The organism is Mucilaginibacter rubeus (assembly GCF_003286415.2).
Classification (GTDB): domain Bacteria; phylum Bacteroidota; class Bacteroidia; order Sphingobacteriales; family Sphingobacteriaceae; genus Mucilaginibacter; species Mucilaginibacter rubeus_A.
The window spans coordinates 7,170,551-7,187,466 of sequence record NZ_CP043450.1 but is presented as its reverse complement, the minus strand read 5'-3'; the positions used below and the strand labels follow the sequence as shown (position 1 = coordinate 7,187,466).

The following is a 16,916-nucleotide window of genomic DNA, read 5'->3' as shown; positions in this document are numbered from 1 at the left end:
ATGTAATAGTATATTAAGCAACCATCAGGTCTTTCACAAGTGGGTTCAGATCGGTACGGTTACCGTTCAGCTTAGTAAGCATAGTGCCCAATGCAAATTCTTTGGCTTCGCCGCTTTTGGTTTCTTTAACCAACTCGTTCATCACAGTTGGGATTAAAGCCTTTGCAGCAGCTAAAGCATGTGCAGGATCAATGCCATAAAAATTGTTAAGCTTGTTAGCAAAACTATTGGTAATGCTCGATACTAATGAATTGTTGTAACTACCCGAAAACTGAAAGTACTTTATAAGTTCCTTAGCCTTGCCGCTTTCAAGCTGGCCTTTTAATACTTCAATGATAGAACTTGAAGCTTCATTAATCACTGCATCGTGATGTTTAGCAGGGATCACCGGGTTGTTGATAACGGCCGTCCCGGCGTTATCTTTTACAAGCAAAAACAGTTTCTCAAACATAGTAATACGTGCTTTTAAAGTAAATTTACAAAATGATGATAAATACCTCATTTGATTACCATCGACACAAATATATTAAATAAAAATTTTAAACTTCAAAATATATTTGTAATTCCTTTGTAATTCTCATAATTTTTCGGTGTAAACTAAACACTATCCCAGCCGTGTTTAAACAACACTAAGACAGACAATTATTTTATTTAATAACCACCTTACAATTAACTTTTTACTTTTGTCAAAAAACAAAACAATTATGCTGCCAACTACCGATTTTACAACAACCCAGGCCTACAAATATTTAACAGATCATTACATTGATATTGTAGCTAAAAGCCTGAAGGAAATGTTTGACGCTGATGACCAGCGCTTTAATAAATTCTCGATTCAGTTTGAGGATATATTACTGGATTACTCAAAGAACCGTATCGACGATGAAACCATCGCCTTATTGATACAGTTGGCCAAAGAGTGTTCATTAAAAGAGGCGATAGATGCCATGTATTCGGGCGAAAAAATCAACGTTACTGAAGGCCGACCGGTACTGCACATCGCATTACGTAACCGCAGCAACACGCCAATTTATGTTGATGGCAAAGATGTTATGCCTGATGTAAATAAAGTGCTTGACCAAATGAAATCTTTCAGCGAAGCCATCATTTCAGGCGAGTGGAAAGGCTACACCGGCAAAGCCATTACCGACGTTGTTAACATTGGTATCGGTGGTTCTGACCTGGGTCCGGTAATGGTTACCGAGGCATTAAAAGCATACAAAAATCATTTGAACCTTCACTTTGTAAGCAACGTGGATGGTACTCATATAGTTGAAACCCTGAAAGCGGTTGATCCTGAAACCACTTTATTCCTGGTGGCTTCAAAAACTTTTACTACCCAGGAAACTATGGGCAACGCCCATAGCGCACGCGACTGGTTCCTGGCCAGTGGCGCTACCGAGGCTGATGTGGCTAAACACTTCGCGGCACTTTCAACCAACGCGGCAGCGGTTGAAAAATTTGGTATCGACACCAAAAACATGTTTGAGTTTTGGGATTGGGTAGGCGGTCGTTACTCTTTATGGAGTGCCATCGGTTTGTCAATTGCCCTGAGCATTGGTTTCGAAAACTTTGCCGACCTACTTGCAGGTGCACACGCTACAGATAATCACTTCAAATCTGCCGAATTTGATCAGAACATACCGGTTATTATGGGTTTGATAGGCATCTGGTATAACAATTTCTTTGAGGCAGAAACCAATGTAATTTTGCCTTATGATCAATATCTGCACCGTTTCTCTGCGTATTTCCAACAGGGTGATATGGAAAGCAACGGTAAACATGTTGATCGCAACGGTAAAGATGTTGATTACTCAACCGGCCCGATCATTTGGGGTGAGCCCGGTACAAACGGTCAGCACGCGTTTTATCAGTTAATTCACCAGGGTACTAAACTGATCCCTGCCGACTTTATTGCTCCGGCACAATCACACAACCCGCTTGGCGAGCACCACAACATGCTGCTTTCAAACTTCTTCGCTCAAACCGAAGCTTTAATGAACGGTAAAACCGAAGAAGTAGTTATTGAAGAGCTTAAAGCAGCCGGAAAATCTGAAGAGGAAATTGCTAAAATTGCTCCGTTCAAAGTATTTGAAGGCAATCGTCCAACAAACTCATTCCTGATTAAAAAGATCACTCCATATACTTTAGGTGCGCTGATAGCTGCATATGAGCACAAAATCTTCACCCAGGGTATTATCTGGAACATTTACAGCTTTGACCAATGGGGTGTTGAGCTTGGTAAACAACTTGCCGGCAAGATCCTTCCTGAGTTGAAAGATGATGCCCAGATTAGCAGCCATGATTCATCAACCAATGGTTTGATTAATCAATATAAAGCCTGGAGGTAGCCCCTCCTCTAAGGATAAGTTTAAAAACAAGCAACGCCCGGATCTTTCGGGCGTTGCTTGTTTTTAAAAGAGTCTTAATTTATAGCAGAAACTTTTCCGGCGGTTTCGGCTAAAGCCGACTCTAATTTCACTCTTTGTTCCGTTGGTTAAAACCAACGGCAATGAATTGCTCACCTATGGAAAAAACGCCAAAACAAAGCATGTTCTGTTCACCCATTTAAAAACAAATCTCAAATTCTTTTCGTCACCATTGGTTCAGTTGAACAGAATCATAATTGACAAACTAACTCTAACCAAAATAACTGTTCCGTTAGGGTAAGAAAATCTAAACTCTTTCCTTTCATTGCCGTTGGTTTTAACCAACGGATTCGTTAGCCGTGATAGCCTGGCTTTAGCCAAAATAAGCCATACCTTTAGGACAAGAAAACCTAACTTTCCTTTCATTGCCGTTGGTTTTAACCAACGGACAAAATCAACTAAAACAGGTGGCTTTAGCCCAAATAAGCTATACCTTTAGAACAAAACCACAAACCATGTCATTTGTAAAAATCTGGATTCATTTAGTTTTCGCTACAAAAGACAGGCAGCCACTGCTTGTGCAAAATGTAAGATATCAGATACACAAACACATCATGGAAAACTGCAAAGCGAAAGGAATATTCTTACAGGCTATCAATGGCCACACGGATCATATTCACTGCCTGATTTCTTTAGGGAAAGATCAAAATATTGCCAAAGTAAGTCAGCTAATTAAAGGCGAATCCTCTCTTTGGATCAACAAGACGAAGTTAATTGGTAAGCAATTCAGTTGGCAGGACGACTACTTTACGGTATCGGTAAGTGAATCACAAGTATCAACTGTCATTAGCTATATTAACAACCAGGAAAATCACCATCAAAAGAAATCATTTAATGAAGAGGTTGAAGAGTTTATGACCAGGTATGGCTGGCAATATGTCAATAATTAACCATAAAACGCCCGGAAAATCCAGGCGTTTTGTATTATTAAAATTCTTTCAACCTGTAATTCCCCTTTAGGGGTTAGGGGCTTACGGAACCGGTACAAATTTAACCTGGTACAGGTGCGGCCATCTTTTTCCGGTTACAAACAGGCGCTGACCTTTTGCATCCCAGGCTATGCCATTTAATACATTGTTGTTCCAATCCCTGTCCTGCGGACGGCTGGCTACCGGATAGATCTCTTTCATATCCACAATTTGCTCCACAGCGCCGGTTTTAGGATTGATCACCAGTATACTGTCGGTTTGATAAACGTTAGCGTATATCTTTCCATTGATGTATTCCAACTCGTTGATAGAATCTATCTGTTGCTTATCATCGCATACGTCGACGTGGCCAATTGGGCGATAGCTGTTTTTATCCAGGAACCAAAGGCGATTGGTGCTATCGTCCATATACAGTTTATTACCGTCAAAGCACATTCCCCAACCTTCAGGGCCAACATTGTTGGTAAAGTTATTGAGTAGTTTCAGCGTGTTTTTATCATAAACAAAACCCACTTTTTCTTTGTAAGTAAGCTGCACTACTTTATCACCAACAACCGCGATACCTTCGCCAAAGTATTTTTTATCAAGTTTGGTTTCCTGTAAAACTTTACCCGTGTTTAAATCTACTTTACGAATTGCCGAATGTTCGTAATCCCCAATGCTTTCATATAGAATGCCATCTACATATTGCAGGCCTTCGGTGTAAGCAGCTGTATCATGCGGGAAAACCTTCTCTACTTTGTAAGTATACCTGGCGGGTGCTTTAGCCGCAAGCAACAGGATATTGGTTGTTACCTCGTTACTTTTACCGGCTTCATAAACTTTGGCCGTGATCATCCTGATGCCTAAGCCAATGGTATCGGTCTTGAGACTGATACCTGAAGTATCTTTACTGGAAGCAATCTTTGCCGAATCGAGCAGGTAAACTACCGAATCAACTTTGCTGCCTTCAGGAGCATGGACCTTAATATCAATCTTATCTCCTGCTTTGTAGTTTGCGCCCGCATCGGGACTTATGGTGTAGTCTGTAGCCGCGCTATCAGATTTGTGTTTACAGCTGTAAGCCAAAGCCGTTAAGGCAAGGGCGGCAAAAAATAGCTTTAATTTATTGTTATTCATAAGTGTTATGTGGCCGAAGGCCAAAACGCATCTTCTATATGGTTTAGTATATAATTTCCGCTACGGTCAAACAAAATGGCAATGATATCAAACCGCACTTCACCCTGGTGGTTCATGAGGTAGATATATTCATCGGCAGCTTCGGCCAGGAGCTTTTGTTTACGGTTATCAACAAAATCTTCAGGTTCGCCAAAACCATTGCCCGTGCGGGTTTTTACTTCGGTAAATATAATAACCTTGTCTTTATAAGCAATAATATCTATTTCGGCTTTTCCGTAAGTCCAGTTTTCGTCCAGGATTTCGTAGCCTGCTTTTTCGAGGTGGGTTTTGGCTAATGCTTCGCCGGTGCGGCCAAGTTCAAGGTGTTGAGCCATTATTTGATGATTACGGAGCCCAAAAAGTCGGATATGGATTTTTCCACTTTTTTCATGCGCATATACTGGTTAAGCAGTATTTCCTGGTCGGCCTCATTGTCGGCTTTTTGAAGCTGCGAGCGTAGGTCTTCCAGCATCTTGCCCACCTTATGCTTTTTGAGGTGAAAAATAGCACCGAGGATAGTGGCTTTCATATTCACCTGCTCATCATTCACGGTAATCCTATGCATTTCGTACCAATTTTCGCTGAGCGAATATTTGCTGGCCAGCATATTGATGGTTAAATCAACAATGCCTTTATCTTTATGATGAATAAAATAGTTATCATCAGGCAACACGCCGTTTTCAACTTCGCGGCGATAAATTTCTGTAATTTGCTTACAAACCTGATGCTCAAAAGCAACATCGCTTAACTCGGCTATAATGAAAGGGCCGATGTAGGTGTTTGCAATGCCGTCCCAGTCAATCATGCGGCCGCCATAATGTAGCAACAAACGCACAATTTCCTTTTCCTGAAAAGCATCATCCTTAGCAACAGCCGGAGCTTCCAGTTCAACAGGTTCGTCAAAAAAATGAGGCTCGTCGGGCATTTCCGCAAACCTGTTATTTTGCTGCTGCCTTTGCTGCTCCTCCTTTTTGGCTTTAGCCGCGCGCATTTTATTAAGCTCGGATAAAAGGGCACGCTCATCTATCTGTAATAAACCACTACACTCTTTTATAAATACCGATGCCTTGATGCTATCCGGGATCTTAGCGATACTTTCAACCACCTCGCGAATTACGTCGGCTTTCTTTATAGGATCATTTGCAACCTCTTTAAGCAGGATCTGGGTTTTGTACAGGATGAAATCCTTTTTATTTTCCTCGATGTGTTTTTTGAAAGCACTTGACCCTTTAGACTGCACAAACGAGTCGGGGTCGTGCCCATCAGGGAACAATACAACCTTTACATTAAGGCCTTCTTCCAGGATCATATCCAAACCACGTAACGAGGCTTTGATCCCGGCAGCATCACCGTCATATAATATGGTGATGTTTTTGGTAAAACGGGCAATAAGCTTAATCTGTTCGGTTGTAAGTGATGTACCTGAGGAGGCCACCACGTTTTCAACCCCCGCCTGGTGTACCGAAAGTACGTCGGCATAACCTTCTACCAGGTAGCAGTTATCCTGCTCGCGGATGGCTTTTTTAGCAAAGTAAAGCCCGTAAAGTACGTTTGATTTATGGTAGATCTCGGATTCGGGCGAGTTAACGTATTTGGCTACGTTTTTATCTTTTTTGAGCGTACGACCGCCAAAACCAATTACCCGGCCCGTAAAACTGTGAATCGGGAACATTACCCGACCACGATACCTGTCATACAAAGCACCGTTATCCCGCTTTACAGAGAGGCCGCTTTCAACCAGAAACGGTTCTTTATAACCCTCGCGTAAAGCTTTGCCGGTAAAGGCTTCCCATTGATCGGGCGAGTAGCCCAACTCAAATTTCTTTATGGTTTCGGCAGTAAAGCCGCGTTCTTTAAAATAACTCAAACCAATGCTTTGCCCCTCTTCGGTTTCCAGCATGGTTTCATGGAAAAACTTAGCGGCAAAAGCCGATACGATCATCAAACTTTCCCGGCGAAGTTCTTCCTCACGGTTTTCGGGCGCTTCAACAGTTTCTTCTACCTCGATGCCATATTTTTTGGCCAGCCACTTCAGGGCTTCGGGATAGCTAAACTTTTCCAGCTCCATCAAAAATGTAACTGCCGAGCCACCTTTACCTGTCGAGAAATCTTTGAAAATGCCCTTTGCTGGTGACACCGTGAACGATGGGGTACGTTCATTGGCAAAAGGCGAAAGACCTACATAGTTGGCGCCACGTTTTTTTAACTGCACAAATTCCCCTATCACCTCCACAATGTCGGTGGCTTCCATAATACGGTCGATAGTGGATTTTTGAATCATGCGTTAAAAATGCAAATGTAGGGCAAATCGTAATTGGATAATTAACAATCGTCAAGATACTATTTTATTTGCCTGATTACGTGGCTTTAAAAAAGTTACGGCTATGCCACCTAAAACAATGGCGCTACCAATGATCTCGTTAAAACCTAAACGCTCCTTCAATAAAAATGCGGCCAGCAAGCCCGCAAAAACCGTTTGACTTAACAACGCGATAGATACCTTGGTTGATTCGAGGTAGCGTAATGAATAATTAATAGTGAGCCAGCCCGCTAACTGGCAAATCAGCCCCATGCCAACAAAACACAGCCATACTTTTAATGAAAGATGAATAATGTCATTATGCATATATCCATTTATCACCAGTAAAAAAATACTGGCGCTAAGCATGCTGTAAAACATAAAGCTAAACACATCAATACCCGCCATTATGTTTTTGGTGATCATGATATAAGTAGCATAAAAAAAGCTGGCCAGTATAGCTAATAATATACCCGCGTTTAGTTCCATGTGCAATATATGTTCATAACCTACCAATATCACCATACCGGTAATTGCAATGAGTGTGCCTATCCAGAATAACAGGCCCGAACGTTTTCTTAAAAACAGGAAACTCATCAATCCAACCCAAACCGGGGCAAGATTGGCAAGCAATGTAGATACTGTGGCACTGATTTTTAACAAGGAGATATTCCAAACAGCCACGTCCATGGCAAAAACCATTCCCGCGGCTATCGATATAAGCACCTGCTTTTTATCTACTTTAAGTTTCTTTTTAATTACACAAAAAGGCGCAAGGCATATCCAGGCTACAAACACCCTGTAAAACGCCGAACCGATAGGTGATACCCCGGCAAGCTTTACAAATATCGGCGAGAAAGAGATACATAAAATGCCAATAACGAGACTTAACCTGGGGTTCATAGGCAGTAAATTTAAATGAGGGGCAAACTTACTGATTGCCTGTATAATATGCCCCTATTTTTAAATATCTTTATATCTCCCGTACAATTAGTTAACCTATCATCAGCAAAGCAATGAAAAATCACTGGTTTATGTTAGCCATGGCCGTGGCCCTGCTTGTTTCGGCATGTAAAAAGAAAGATTGCTGCGTCATTCCCGTTACACCTGATTTTATGCTTGCACAAAAAAACAATATGGCATGGGAGGCTGTCCCGGCAGGTTCAAATACATTGGGAGATACCATTACCGTATCGGCCAAAAGCAACACTTCAGGCGAGGAAGAAGAGGTTGGTTTTAAGTTTGTATTTGATGGTGTTGGCTATTACACGCTCAAGGCAAACGAAAATTATTACCAAATTAAAAAATCAGGTACGTTAACCGCTAAATACGTTGCCGATCCAACTCACCTTAGTTCAATAACTATAATTTCATATAATCAAACCAATAAAATACTACAGGGATTTTTTGAGCTAAGGTTCCTGAAAGTGAGTGATATCACACCTGAAAGCCATCAGGATAAGGTATCCTTTAGCGAAGGTAAGTTTAAAGTCACATTCAAATATTAACTTTTGTATTACTGTAACTTAGCTTACTTATCATTCGTATTAGTTGTAAATTTGTTTTATGAAAAAAGCTCTATTATTAATCGCCTCAGTATCATTCATGTTACTGGCTGGCTGTCAGAAAAATGGCGTAGCGCCTGCACAAGACAGTGCTACTGCTAAAAAAAGCATCCTTAATCAGTCATTGAATAAAGGCAAAGACACAATTATGGTTGGCAGCAAGGCGACTCCAAGCTTACGTCGTGACACCATTATGGTATCAAGCAACTAAGCTTCAGAAAAAGAAATAGCCGGGAACGTGCTGTGTTCCCGGCTGTGTTTCCCCCGCACATCTTTTTCTTTCTTCTCCCCTTCCTTTAGTCATTTGCCTTTTTTTACCACTGCCCGGCACTGTGTTTTTTAGCTGATGTTTCAAAGTAAGCTTTGATAATTAATTGCATTTTGCACCTCTAAAAATTATACAGTTTTATACAGAATTACAATCGGCACATTTTCACCACCGCCCGGCACCGTGTTTTTTAGCTGATGTTTCAAAGTAAGCTTTAATAATTAATTGTATTTTTGCGACTCTAAAAATTATACAGTTTTATACAGAATTACAATTTATGAGTCAGCGAACTAAGATCAAAGCATTGCTGCAAAGCCAGCAAACCGAAATTGATGTAACAGTTAAAGGATGGGTGCGTGCATTCCGTTCAAATCGTTTTATTGCTTTGAATGATGGCTCAACTAATAATAATATCCAGATAGTTGTCGATTTTGAAAACACCGACCCGGCTTTGCTTAAACGCATTACCGTTGGTGCCGCGTTAAGCGTTCAGGGTAAACTGATTGCCTCTTTAGGTAAAGGCCAAACTGTTGAGGTTGTAGCAAGCGACATTGAAATTTTAGGCGATAGCGATCCTGAAAAATATCCTATCCAACCCAAAAAACATAGCCTGGAGTTTTTGCGCGAACATGCTCACCTGCGTTTCCGCACCAGCACTTTTGGCGCCATTTTCAGGGTGCGTAACAGTCTGGCATTCGCGGTGCACCAGTTTTTCCAGGAGCGCGGGTTTGTTTACCTGCATACACCTGTAATAACCGCTTCAGACGCGGAAGGTGCCGGTGAAACATTCCACGTTACCAACTTTGACCTGGATAACATCCCGAAAACCGAAACCGGGGAGATCGATTTCAAACAGGATTTTTTTGGTCGCGCCACTAACTTAACCGTGTCCGGTCAGCTGGAAGGTGAGCTTGGCGCTATGGCCCTGAGCGATATTTATACCTTCGGCCCAACTTTCCGTGCCGAAAATTCAAACACAACCCGTCACCTTGCCGAGTTTTGGATGATTGAGCCAGAAGTTGCGTTTAACGATCTGGTTGACAACATGGACCTTGCTGAGGACATGCTGAAATACGTGATCAAATACGCGTTGGATAAAAATGCCGATGATATTGAGTTTTTAACCCAGCGTTTAACCGAGGAAGAAAAAACCAAACCGCAAAACGAGCGCTCAGAAATGACACTGCTTGAAAAACTGCAGTTTTGCTTAAATCACAATTTCGAGCGCCTTACTTATACCGAGGCTATCGACATCCTGAAGGAATCAACCCCAAACAAAAAGAAAAAGTTTGTTTACCCTATTGAAGGCTGGGGTACCGATTTGCAGAGCGAGCATGAGCGTTACCTGGTTGAGAAACACTTCAAAAAACCGGTGATCCTGACAGATTACCCGAAGGAGATCAAAGCGTTTTATATGCGCCAGAACGATGACGGTAAAACCGTACGCGCCATGGACATCCTGTTCCCGGGTATCGGCGAAATTGTTGGTGGTTCTCAGCGTGAAGAGCGTTTAGACAAACTGGAGCAACGCATGAACGAAATGGGCATCCCTACCGAAGAACTTTGGTGGTACCTGGACACCCGCCGCTTCGGTTCTTGTCCGCATGCAGGCTTCGGTTTAGGATTTGAGCGGTTGGTGCTGTTTGTTACCGGCATGGGCAACATCCGTGATGTGATCCCATTCCCAAGGTTCCCTAAAAACGCGGAATTTTAACCGTTGATTATTTTTTGATTTTGATGATTACGCTGATTATTACACGAGCGTAACACTATATTTAGGCTGTCGTTAAACGACAGCCTTTTTTGTTATAGCTTATGCCTTCACAAATCTTACTTGCTACCCATATTAATGCCCCCATTGAAAAAGTATTTGACATTGCCCGTAATATCGATGTACATATAGAATCAACCAAACACACCGGCGAGCAAGCTATCGCCGGGCGTACAAGCGGCCTCATTGAACTTGGCGAAAGCGTTACCTGGCGGGCAAAACATTTCGGTGTATGGCAAACGCTTACCTCAAAAATTATCGAAATGGAATATCCCAATCATTTTACGGATATCATGGTTGAGGGTGTATTCAAAAGTTTTACGCATGAGCATTATTTTTACCCCATCCTTAACCAAACCATGATGCGGGATATTTTTACGTTTGAATCGCCGGGCGGGATAGTTGGAGATATAGCTAACTGGCTGTTTTTATCCAATTACATGACCAGGTTGTTGCTAAAAAGAAATGAAGTGATCAAACAAGTTGCTGAAGCCTCTCAGCCCCCTAAAGGGTAATAGCCCACGAGTTGACAATTCCCTCCCCTGGGAGGGGTGCGTTAGGATCGCGAGTAGGTAGGGAGGGGTTTATACGTCATTTAGTGAATAAGCCTGTCGATGAAACCCCTCCCTACACCCTCCCAGGGGAGGGAATCGCACAGCCCGCACTCTTAAAAACTTCTGACTGTCTTTTGATGGGCTATTATCCTCTAAAGGGAGAGCTTAACTCCTTTAGCCTACTACGGGCAACTGTTTAAAAATCCATATATTGAGCATTCAATTATTAGGCTATTTAACATCTCACCGAAACTATGACTTTCAACGCTGATATTCTTATACATCCGGGATTGGGCAATTCTGGCCCTCAACATTGGCAAAGCATTTGGGAAAAGCAGTTCAATTTCACCCGTGTTGAACAACAGGATTGGGAAACCCCGGTTTGCAGCGATTGGGTAAAAACTTTGAACGACTATGTAAAACGCTATGATCCGGCAAACGTAATTTTAGTTGGTCACAGCCTGGCTTGTGCCGCCATAGCTTATTGGGCCAGGCAATACAATATCGGGATAAAGGGCGCATTCCTGGTTGCACCGAGTGATACCGAAGCAGATAGCTATCCAACCGGTACAAGTGGCTTTACGCCGATGCCTTTAGGCAAACTGCCATTCAAATCTATAACAGTGATTAGTAACAACGATTTCTACGTAACCCCGGAACGGGCCCACCTATTTGCAGACAGTTGGGGAAGCGAAGTTGTGAATATTGGTGACGCCGGCCATATCAATGTATCAGCAAATTATGGCGACTGGAATGAAGGGCTGGATTTATTGAAAAAACTGGATACAGGATACTAAACCATAACGTCGGCTGAAACCATGATTAACCATGATCTTAAAGCCAGCGGCAGCGATAATTACCTTCCCTCATCCGCACATCTGAAATTTGCACATCTGCACATTTAAATCCCCGTCAAACCAGTGTAAACATCAACTCGTAAAACATTATATCGCTCCAAATTGTCGTATCTTTATATAGATAAAAACATCGGGTTGAGCTCATCAACCGGTGAAATTAAAACCAATCGGAGTAATCAAAATATATGGAGTACAATCAATTAACGCCCGACGAAGAAAGGGTAATATTATACAAAGGTACCGAACGTCCGTTTACAGGTTCGTTGCTTAACAACAAGGCACAGGGCTTATACGTTTGCAAACGCTGCGACGCGCCCCTTTACCGTTCGGAGGATAAATTTGAATCGTTTTGCGGCTGGCCAAGCTTTGATGATGAAATTCCCGGAGCTGTTCGCCGTGAGGTAGATGCGGATGGCCGGAGGGTTGAAATCTTATGCGCGAACTGTGGAGCCCACCTGGGCCACGTGTTTGAAGGCGAGTACATGACCCCGAAAAACACACGCCACTGCGTGAACTCGGTATCGATGAAATTTGTTCCGCTTGAGGACGTAAAATAAATCGTAAAACTTTGAGGAATACGCCCGTAAGTTGATGACTTACGGGCGTATTTGTTTTCCACATTTTCACAGGATGTGCAATTTATTTTACAATTTTAATTTTGATACTTTCACACAGCAAAAGCATTTCACAATTGGCAATAATTGTCGGTAAAACGTCAAGTAATTTACAATGTTAAATTATCGTAATCTGCAAGTTTCGAAGGCATTAATTTATAGCTGTGATTTTAACCCCCTCTTTTCAAGTTCATTAATTTTTAGTGTTAATAACTCCCATACACATAAGTGTTGATAACTCGGCTATTTGTGAAAAACTATCATTCACAAGTACACAACTCAAACATTAACTTTGCTCAACAAGTAATAAAAAAGGCATTCAGCCGGCAGCCAGACGCACTCGTCAATCCCTAATTAAACAATTGGCTGTCAGAAAGTTACACAACATAATTGCTAAGGAGCAATCCGATGGCATCAACAATGTAAGGCTTTATCAAAAAGTAAGGCCCGCTTTCGTGTCTGAATACCTCAACTGAAGGAAAATATAAAAAAGGTAAACGTTTATGAGTTTGGAAAACGAATTATTACTACGGGAAAACAAGGACCGGTTTGTTATCCTTCCCATCAAGTATCCCAAAATCTGGGAGATGTACAAAAAAGCGGAAGCCAGCTTCTGGACAGCCGAAGAGATCGATCTTTCGGACGACCTTAAACACTGGGAAAATCTTAATTCGGGCGAAAAACATTTCATTTCACACATCCTTGCATTTTTTGCAGCAAGTGACGGTATCGTGAACGAAAACCTGGCGGTAAACTTCATGAGTGAAGTGCAATTGCCTGAGGCCCGTTGCTTTTACGGTTTCCAGATCATGATGGAGAACATTCACTCTGAAACTTACGCCCTGCTGATAGACACCTACGTTAAAGATCCGGCCGAAAAAGACCGCCTTTTCCACGCCATAGAAACGGTACCATGCGTAGGCAAAAAAGCCGAGTGGGCATTAAAATGGATCAACAATGGCAACTTTGCCGAGCGTTTAGTTGCATTTGCAGCTGTAGAAGGGATTTTCTTTTCAGGTAGTTTCTGCTCTATATTCTGGCTTAAAAAACGTGGCTTAATGCCAGGCCTCACTTTCAGCAATGAGCTGATCTCGCGCGATGAGGGCTCACACTGCGAATTTGCCTGTTTATTATACAGCATGCTTGAAAACAAACTTCCGCAAGAGCAGGTTACCAAGATCATTACCGATGCGGTTGAGATAGAAAAAGAATTTGTAACCGACGCGTTGCCGGTTAACCTGATAGGCATGAACGCCAAACTAATGAGCCAATACATAGAATTTGTGGCCGACAGATGGCTGAGCGAACTGGGTTACGATAAATATTATAACGCGACCAACCCGTTCGATTTCATGGAAATGATCTCGTTGCAGGGCAAAACCAACTTCTTTGAAAAACGCGTAGGCGACTATCAAAAAAGTGGTGTACTGAACGCATCGGCCGAAAGCAAGAGCTTTTCGCTCGATGATGATTTTTAGGTTTGGAGATCAGAGGTTGGAGATTAGAGGTTAGGCTTTACTCCAATATCAGGCAATCCTCAAATCAGGAAAATCAAGGTTCAGGTTCAAGAAAATAATCAAATCACAATAATATTAACTAAAAAAGCTTCGCTTTTAACGGGGCAAAAGGAGGGGGAAAATGTTCGTAATAAAAAGAGACGGTAGAAGAGAGTCCGTAAAATTTGACAAGATCACAGCACGTATTGAAAAACTGTGCTACGGGTTTCAGTTAGTTGACCCTATTGATGTAGCTAAAAAGGTAATTGAAGGTTTATTTGATGGCGTAACCACCTCCGAGCTGGATAACCTGGCTGCCGAAACCGCCGCTTCATTAACCACCAAGCACCCTGATTATGCTTTGCTGGCGTCGCGTATAGCGGTATCAAACCTGCATAAAAACACCATCAAATCGTTTTCTGAAACCATGCGCCTCCTGCATGAATATGTTGACAAGAAAACCGGTAAAGATGCCTCACTTATTGCTGATGATGTTTGGGAAGTGATCCAGGAAAATGCTGAGTTACTTGACAGCACCATCATTTATGACCGCGACTTTGGTTTTGATTACTTCGGCTTTAAAACCCTTGAAAAATCATACCTGTTAAAAATAGACGGTAAAATTGCCGAGCGTCCTCAACATTTGTTTATGCGTGTATCGGTAGGTATCCACAAACACGATATTGAAAGCGCCATTAAAACATACCATTTAATGAGCGAGCGTTGGTTTACGCATGCTACACCAACCCTGTTTAATGCAGGTACACCAAAACCACAAATGTCGTCATGCTTCCTGTTAACCATGAAAGATGACAGCATTGAAGGTATTTATGATACTTTGAAACAAACCGCTAAAATTTCGCAAAGCGCGGGTGGCATCGGTTTAAGCATCCATAATGTAAGGGCTACGGGTTCATACATCAGCGGCACTAACGGTACCAGCAATGGTATTATCCCAATGCTGCGTGTATTTAATGATACTGCACGTTATGTAGATCAGGGTGGTGGTAAACGTAAAGGCGCTTTCGCTGTTTACTTAGAGCCATGGCATGCCGATATCTTCGAATTCCTTGACCTGCGTAAAAACCACGGTAAAGAAGAAATGCGTGCCCGCGACTTGTTCTATGCCCTTTGGGTATCTGACCTGTTCATGCAACGCGTTGAAGCCAATGAAGATTGGAGCTTATTTTGCCCGCACGAAGCACCAGGCTTAGCCGATTGCTGGGGTAAAGAATTTGAAGAGCTTTACACCAAATACGAAAAAGAAGGCCGTCAGCGCCGCACTGTAAAAGCACAGGAGCTATGGTTTGCAGTACTTGACGCTCAGGTTGAAACCGGTACTCCTTATTTATTATATAAAGATGCTGCCAACGGTAAATCAAACCAGCAAAACCTGGGTACCATTAAAAGCTCAAATCTTTGTACCGAGATTATTGAGTATACCGATGCAAACGAGGTAGCTGTTTGTAACCTTGCTTCATTAGCGTTGCCACGTTACATCAACAACGGTGCTTTTGACCATGATAAACTATACGAAGTAACTTACCAGGCTACCGTAAACCTTAACAGGATCATTGATGGTAACTACTACCCTGTTAAAGAAGCCGAGTATTCAAACTTACGTCACCGTCCTATCGGCTTAGGTGTACAAGGTTTGGCCGATACTTTCATCCAGCTACGTATGCCGTTTGAAAGCGACGAAGCTAAAAAACTGAACATTGAGATTTTTGAAACCATCTACTTTGCAGCAATGACAGCTTCAAAAGATATGGCTATAAAAGATGGCGCTTACGAAACATTCAAAGGCTCACCACTGTCACAAGGTAAATTCCAGTTTGACCTTTGGGGTGTAAAACCGGAAAGCGGTCGTTGGGATTGGGAAAACCTGCGTTTAGATGTAATGAACCATGGCGTACGTAACTCATTGTTAGTTGCACCTATGCCAACTGCATCTACATCACAGATATTAGGCAACAACGAATGTTTTGAACCATATACCTCAAACATCTACACCCGTCGTGTATTAAGCGGTGAGTTCATTGTAGTAAACAAATACTTATTACGTGACCTGGTTAACCTTGGCTTGTGGAGCACCAGCATGAAAGATAAGATCATCAGTGCAAATGGTTCAATCCAGGAGATTCCTGAGATCCCTGCTGATATCAAAGCATTATACAAAACTGTTTGGGAAATCAAAATGCGCAGCATTATTGATATGGCTGCCGACAGGGGCGCATACATTTGCCAGTCGCAATCATTGAACCTGTTCATCAACTCGCCAAACGCTTCTAAGCTAACTTCAATGCACTTCTATGCTTGGAAAAAAGGCTTGAAAACAGGTATGTACTACCTGCGTACACAAGCAGCTTCGCAAGCGGTTAAATTTACAGTTGAAAACCAGGGTGGTAAAAACATGGATCCGGTTATTCCAGCCGTTGTTGACGCCGTTGCTGACGAAATTCCTGCAGGCCCAACCTGCTCAATGGAAGAAGGTTGCGTGACTTGCTCTGCGTAAGTTTTTAGTCGGAAGTCCGAGGTCGGAAAGTCCGTAAGATAATTTTGAAGCCCATAGACTACGGTTTATGGGTTTTTTTCGTTTAGTTCATGGATCATAGTTATAGGTGCACTTTATTTATGACACTTACATTTTATAATTGCCGGTACCATTATCTATTTTTGTCCTACTCATGATCTATGAACCATAGGCCATGAACTCAAACAAAGAAATGCCCAAACACGAAATCATCCGTTGCGAACGTTGTGAAACACCTTTTGAATGTAAAGCCAATTCATTCACCAAGTGCCAGTGCAGTACGGTTCAACTTACATTAAATGAGGTTCAGTATGTAAGTGAATTATATGATGGATGCTTGTGCGCCAACTGTTTGCTCATTATTCAGCAGGAGTATAGGGAAAGCATAGGTCTCATTTAGTTTTAACCACTACATTAATTAAATGTAATAGCTTTTAAATCCG

At 42.1% G+C, this 16,916-nt stretch carries 16 protein-coding genes; 11 read left to right on the top strand and 5 right to left on the bottom strand.

What is annotated here, in order from left to right; translation table 11 throughout:
- Positions 1 to 13: 13 nt before the first annotated feature.
- Entirely contained in the window at positions 14 to 451 is a 438-nt protein-coding gene (locus DEO27_RS29455) for a hypothetical protein (protein ID WP_146750105.1), read from the bottom strand.
- A gap of 253 nt (positions 452 to 704) precedes the next feature.
- On the opposite strand from DEO27_RS29455, the gene pgi reads away from it, so the two are divergent.
- Positions 705 to 2,351 (top strand): glucose-6-phosphate isomerase, encoded by a 1,647-nt coding sequence (pgi, locus tag DEO27_RS29450; RefSeq protein ID WP_112574728.1) that lies wholly within the window; start codon positions 705 to 707, stop codon positions 2,349 to 2,351.
- Between the two features lie 533 nt (positions 2,352 to 2,884).
- Entirely contained in the window at positions 2,885 to 3,319 is a 435-nt protein-coding gene (gene tnpA / locus DEO27_RS29445) for an IS200/IS605 family transposase (protein ID WP_112574787.1), read from the top strand.
- A gap of 81 nt (positions 3,320 to 3,400) precedes the next feature.
- Here tnpA and DEO27_RS29440 read toward each other — a convergent pair whose 3' ends face one another.
- The 4 genes from DEO27_RS29440 to DEO27_RS29425 are packed head-to-tail and all read right to left on the bottom strand — an operon-like array spanning position 3,401 to position 7,718.
- Positions 3,401 to 4,477, bottom strand: a complete 1,077-nt coding sequence (locus DEO27_RS29440; protein ID WP_112574730.1) for a glutaminyl-peptide cyclotransferase — start codon at positions 4,475 to 4,477, stop codon at positions 3,401 to 3,403.
- Positions 4,478 to 4,482: 5 nt separating this feature from the next.
- Positions 4,483 to 4,851, bottom strand: a complete 369-nt coding sequence (locus DEO27_RS29435) for a YraN family protein (protein ID WP_091171976.1) — start codon at positions 4,849 to 4,851, stop codon at positions 4,483 to 4,485.
- The gene (gene dnaG, locus DEO27_RS29430; RefSeq protein WP_112574731.1) at positions 4,851 to 6,797 is read right to left on the bottom strand and encodes a DNA primase; all 1,947 of its coding nucleotides are present in this window, start codon (positions 6,795 to 6,797) and stop codon (positions 4,851 to 4,853) included. The genes DEO27_RS29435 and dnaG overlap by 1 nt, the downstream gene beginning before the upstream one ends.
- A 51-nt stretch (positions 6,798 to 6,848) precedes the next feature.
- Complete coding sequence (locus tag DEO27_RS29425) at positions 6,849 to 7,718, bottom strand: DMT family transporter (RefSeq protein ID WP_112574732.1); 870 nt, start codon at positions 7,716 to 7,718, stop codon at positions 6,849 to 6,851.
- 113 nt (positions 7,719 to 7,831) lie between these two features.
- Here DEO27_RS29425 and DEO27_RS29420 point away from each other — a divergent pair, with 113 nt between their 5' ends.
- The 9 genes from DEO27_RS29420 to DEO27_RS29380 all read left to right on the top strand — a co-directional run bounded on the left by DEO27_RS29420 (position 7,832) and on the right by DEO27_RS29380 (position 16,873).
- Positions 7,832 to 8,323 (top strand): DUF6252 family protein, encoded by a 492-nt coding sequence (locus tag DEO27_RS29420; RefSeq protein WP_112574733.1) that lies wholly within the window; start codon positions 7,832 to 7,834, stop codon positions 8,321 to 8,323.
- Between the two features lie 58 nt (positions 8,324 to 8,381).
- A complete protein-coding gene (locus DEO27_RS29415) occupies positions 8,382 to 8,591 on the top strand; it encodes a hypothetical protein (protein ID WP_112574734.1) in 210 nt (69 codons plus the stop codon).
- Positions 8,592 to 8,925: 334 nt separating this feature from the next.
- The gene (gene asnS, locus DEO27_RS29410) at positions 8,926 to 10,362 is read left to right on the top strand and encodes an asparagine--tRNA ligase (protein ID WP_112574735.1); all 1,437 of its coding nucleotides are present in this window, start codon (positions 8,926 to 8,928) and stop codon (positions 10,360 to 10,362) included.
- A 101-nt stretch (positions 10,363 to 10,463) separates the two neighbouring features.
- A complete protein-coding gene (locus DEO27_RS29405) occupies positions 10,464 to 10,934 on the top strand; it encodes an SRPBCC family protein (protein ID WP_112574736.1) in 471 nt (156 codons plus the stop codon).
- A gap of 293 nt (positions 10,935 to 11,227) precedes the next feature.
- On the top strand, positions 11,228 to 11,770 hold the full coding sequence (locus DEO27_RS29400; protein WP_112574737.1) for an RBBP9/YdeN family alpha/beta hydrolase: 543 nt from the start codon (positions 11,228 to 11,230) through the stop codon (positions 11,768 to 11,770).
- A 245-nt stretch (positions 11,771 to 12,015) separates the two neighbouring features.
- Positions 12,016 to 12,387, top strand: a complete 372-nt coding sequence (locus DEO27_RS29395) for a methionine-R-sulfoxide reductase (protein WP_112574738.1) — start codon at positions 12,016 to 12,018, stop codon at positions 12,385 to 12,387.
- Positions 12,388 to 12,947: 560 nt separating this feature from the next.
- Positions 12,948 to 13,922: a ribonucleoside-diphosphate reductase small subunit gene (locus tag DEO27_RS29390; RefSeq protein ID WP_091212919.1), complete on the top strand. Its 975-nt coding sequence runs from the start codon at positions 12,948 to 12,950 to the stop codon at positions 13,920 to 13,922.
- Positions 13,923 to 14,082: 160 nt separating this feature from the next.
- Positions 14,083 to 16,455, top strand: a complete 2,373-nt coding sequence (locus tag DEO27_RS29385) for a ribonucleoside-diphosphate reductase subunit alpha (RefSeq protein ID WP_112574739.1) — start codon at positions 14,083 to 14,085, stop codon at positions 16,453 to 16,455.
- A 193-nt stretch (positions 16,456 to 16,648) separates the two neighbouring features.
- Entirely contained in the window at positions 16,649 to 16,873 is a 225-nt protein-coding gene (locus DEO27_RS29380; protein WP_223818079.1) for a cysteine-rich CWC family protein, read from the top strand.
- Positions 16,874 to 16,916: the final 43 nt, after the last annotated feature.

Excerpts from the sequence above, each read along its gene's own strand:
- DEO27_RS29385 (WP_112574739.1), top strand. The coding sequence starts at position 14,083 with ATGTTCGTAATAAAAAGAGACGGTAGAAGAGAGTCCGTAAAATTTGAC.
- tnpA (WP_112574787.1), top strand. The coding sequence starts at position 2,885 with ATGTCATTTGTAAAAATCTGGATTCATTTAGTTTTCGCTACAAAAGAC.
- DEO27_RS29395 (WP_112574738.1), top strand. The coding sequence starts at position 12,016 with ATGGAGTACAATCAATTAACGCCCGACGAAGAAAGGGTAATATTATAC.
- DEO27_RS29425 (WP_112574732.1), bottom strand. The coding sequence starts at position 7,718 with ATGAACCCCAGGTTAAGTCTCGTTATTGGCATTTTATGTATCTCTTTC.
- DEO27_RS29405 (WP_112574736.1), top strand. The coding sequence starts at position 10,464 with ATGCCTTCACAAATCTTACTTGCTACCCATATTAATGCCCCCATTGAA.
- DEO27_RS29455 (WP_146750105.1), bottom strand. The coding sequence starts at position 451 with ATGTTTGAGAAACTGTTTTTGCTTGTAAAAGATAACGCCGGGACGGCC.
- DEO27_RS29390 (WP_091212919.1), top strand. The coding sequence starts at position 12,948 with ATGAGTTTGGAAAACGAATTATTACTACGGGAAAACAAGGACCGGTTT.
- DEO27_RS29420 (WP_112574733.1), top strand. The coding sequence starts at position 7,832 with ATGAAAAATCACTGGTTTATGTTAGCCATGGCCGTGGCCCTGCTTGTT.
- DEO27_RS29435 (WP_091171976.1), bottom strand. The coding sequence starts at position 4,851 with ATGGCTCAACACCTTGAACTTGGCCGCACCGGCGAAGCATTAGCCAAA.
- pgi (WP_112574728.1), top strand. The coding sequence starts at position 705 with ATGCTGCCAACTACCGATTTTACAACAACCCAGGCCTACAAATATTTA.
- DEO27_RS29400 (WP_112574737.1), top strand. The coding sequence starts at position 11,228 with ATGACTTTCAACGCTGATATTCTTATACATCCGGGATTGGGCAATTCT.
- dnaG (WP_112574731.1), bottom strand. The coding sequence starts at position 6,797 with ATGATTCAAAAATCCACTATCGACCGTATTATGGAAGCCACCGACATT.
- asnS (WP_112574735.1), top strand. The coding sequence starts at position 8,926 with ATGAGTCAGCGAACTAAGATCAAAGCATTGCTGCAAAGCCAGCAAACC.
- DEO27_RS29440 (WP_112574730.1), bottom strand. The coding sequence starts at position 4,477 with ATGAATAACAATAAATTAAAGCTATTTTTTGCCGCCCTTGCCTTAACG.
- DEO27_RS29380 (WP_223818079.1), top strand. The coding sequence starts at position 16,649 with ATGAACTCAAACAAAGAAATGCCCAAACACGAAATCATCCGTTGCGAA.
- DEO27_RS29415 (WP_112574734.1), top strand. The coding sequence starts at position 8,382 with ATGAAAAAAGCTCTATTATTAATCGCCTCAGTATCATTCATGTTACTG.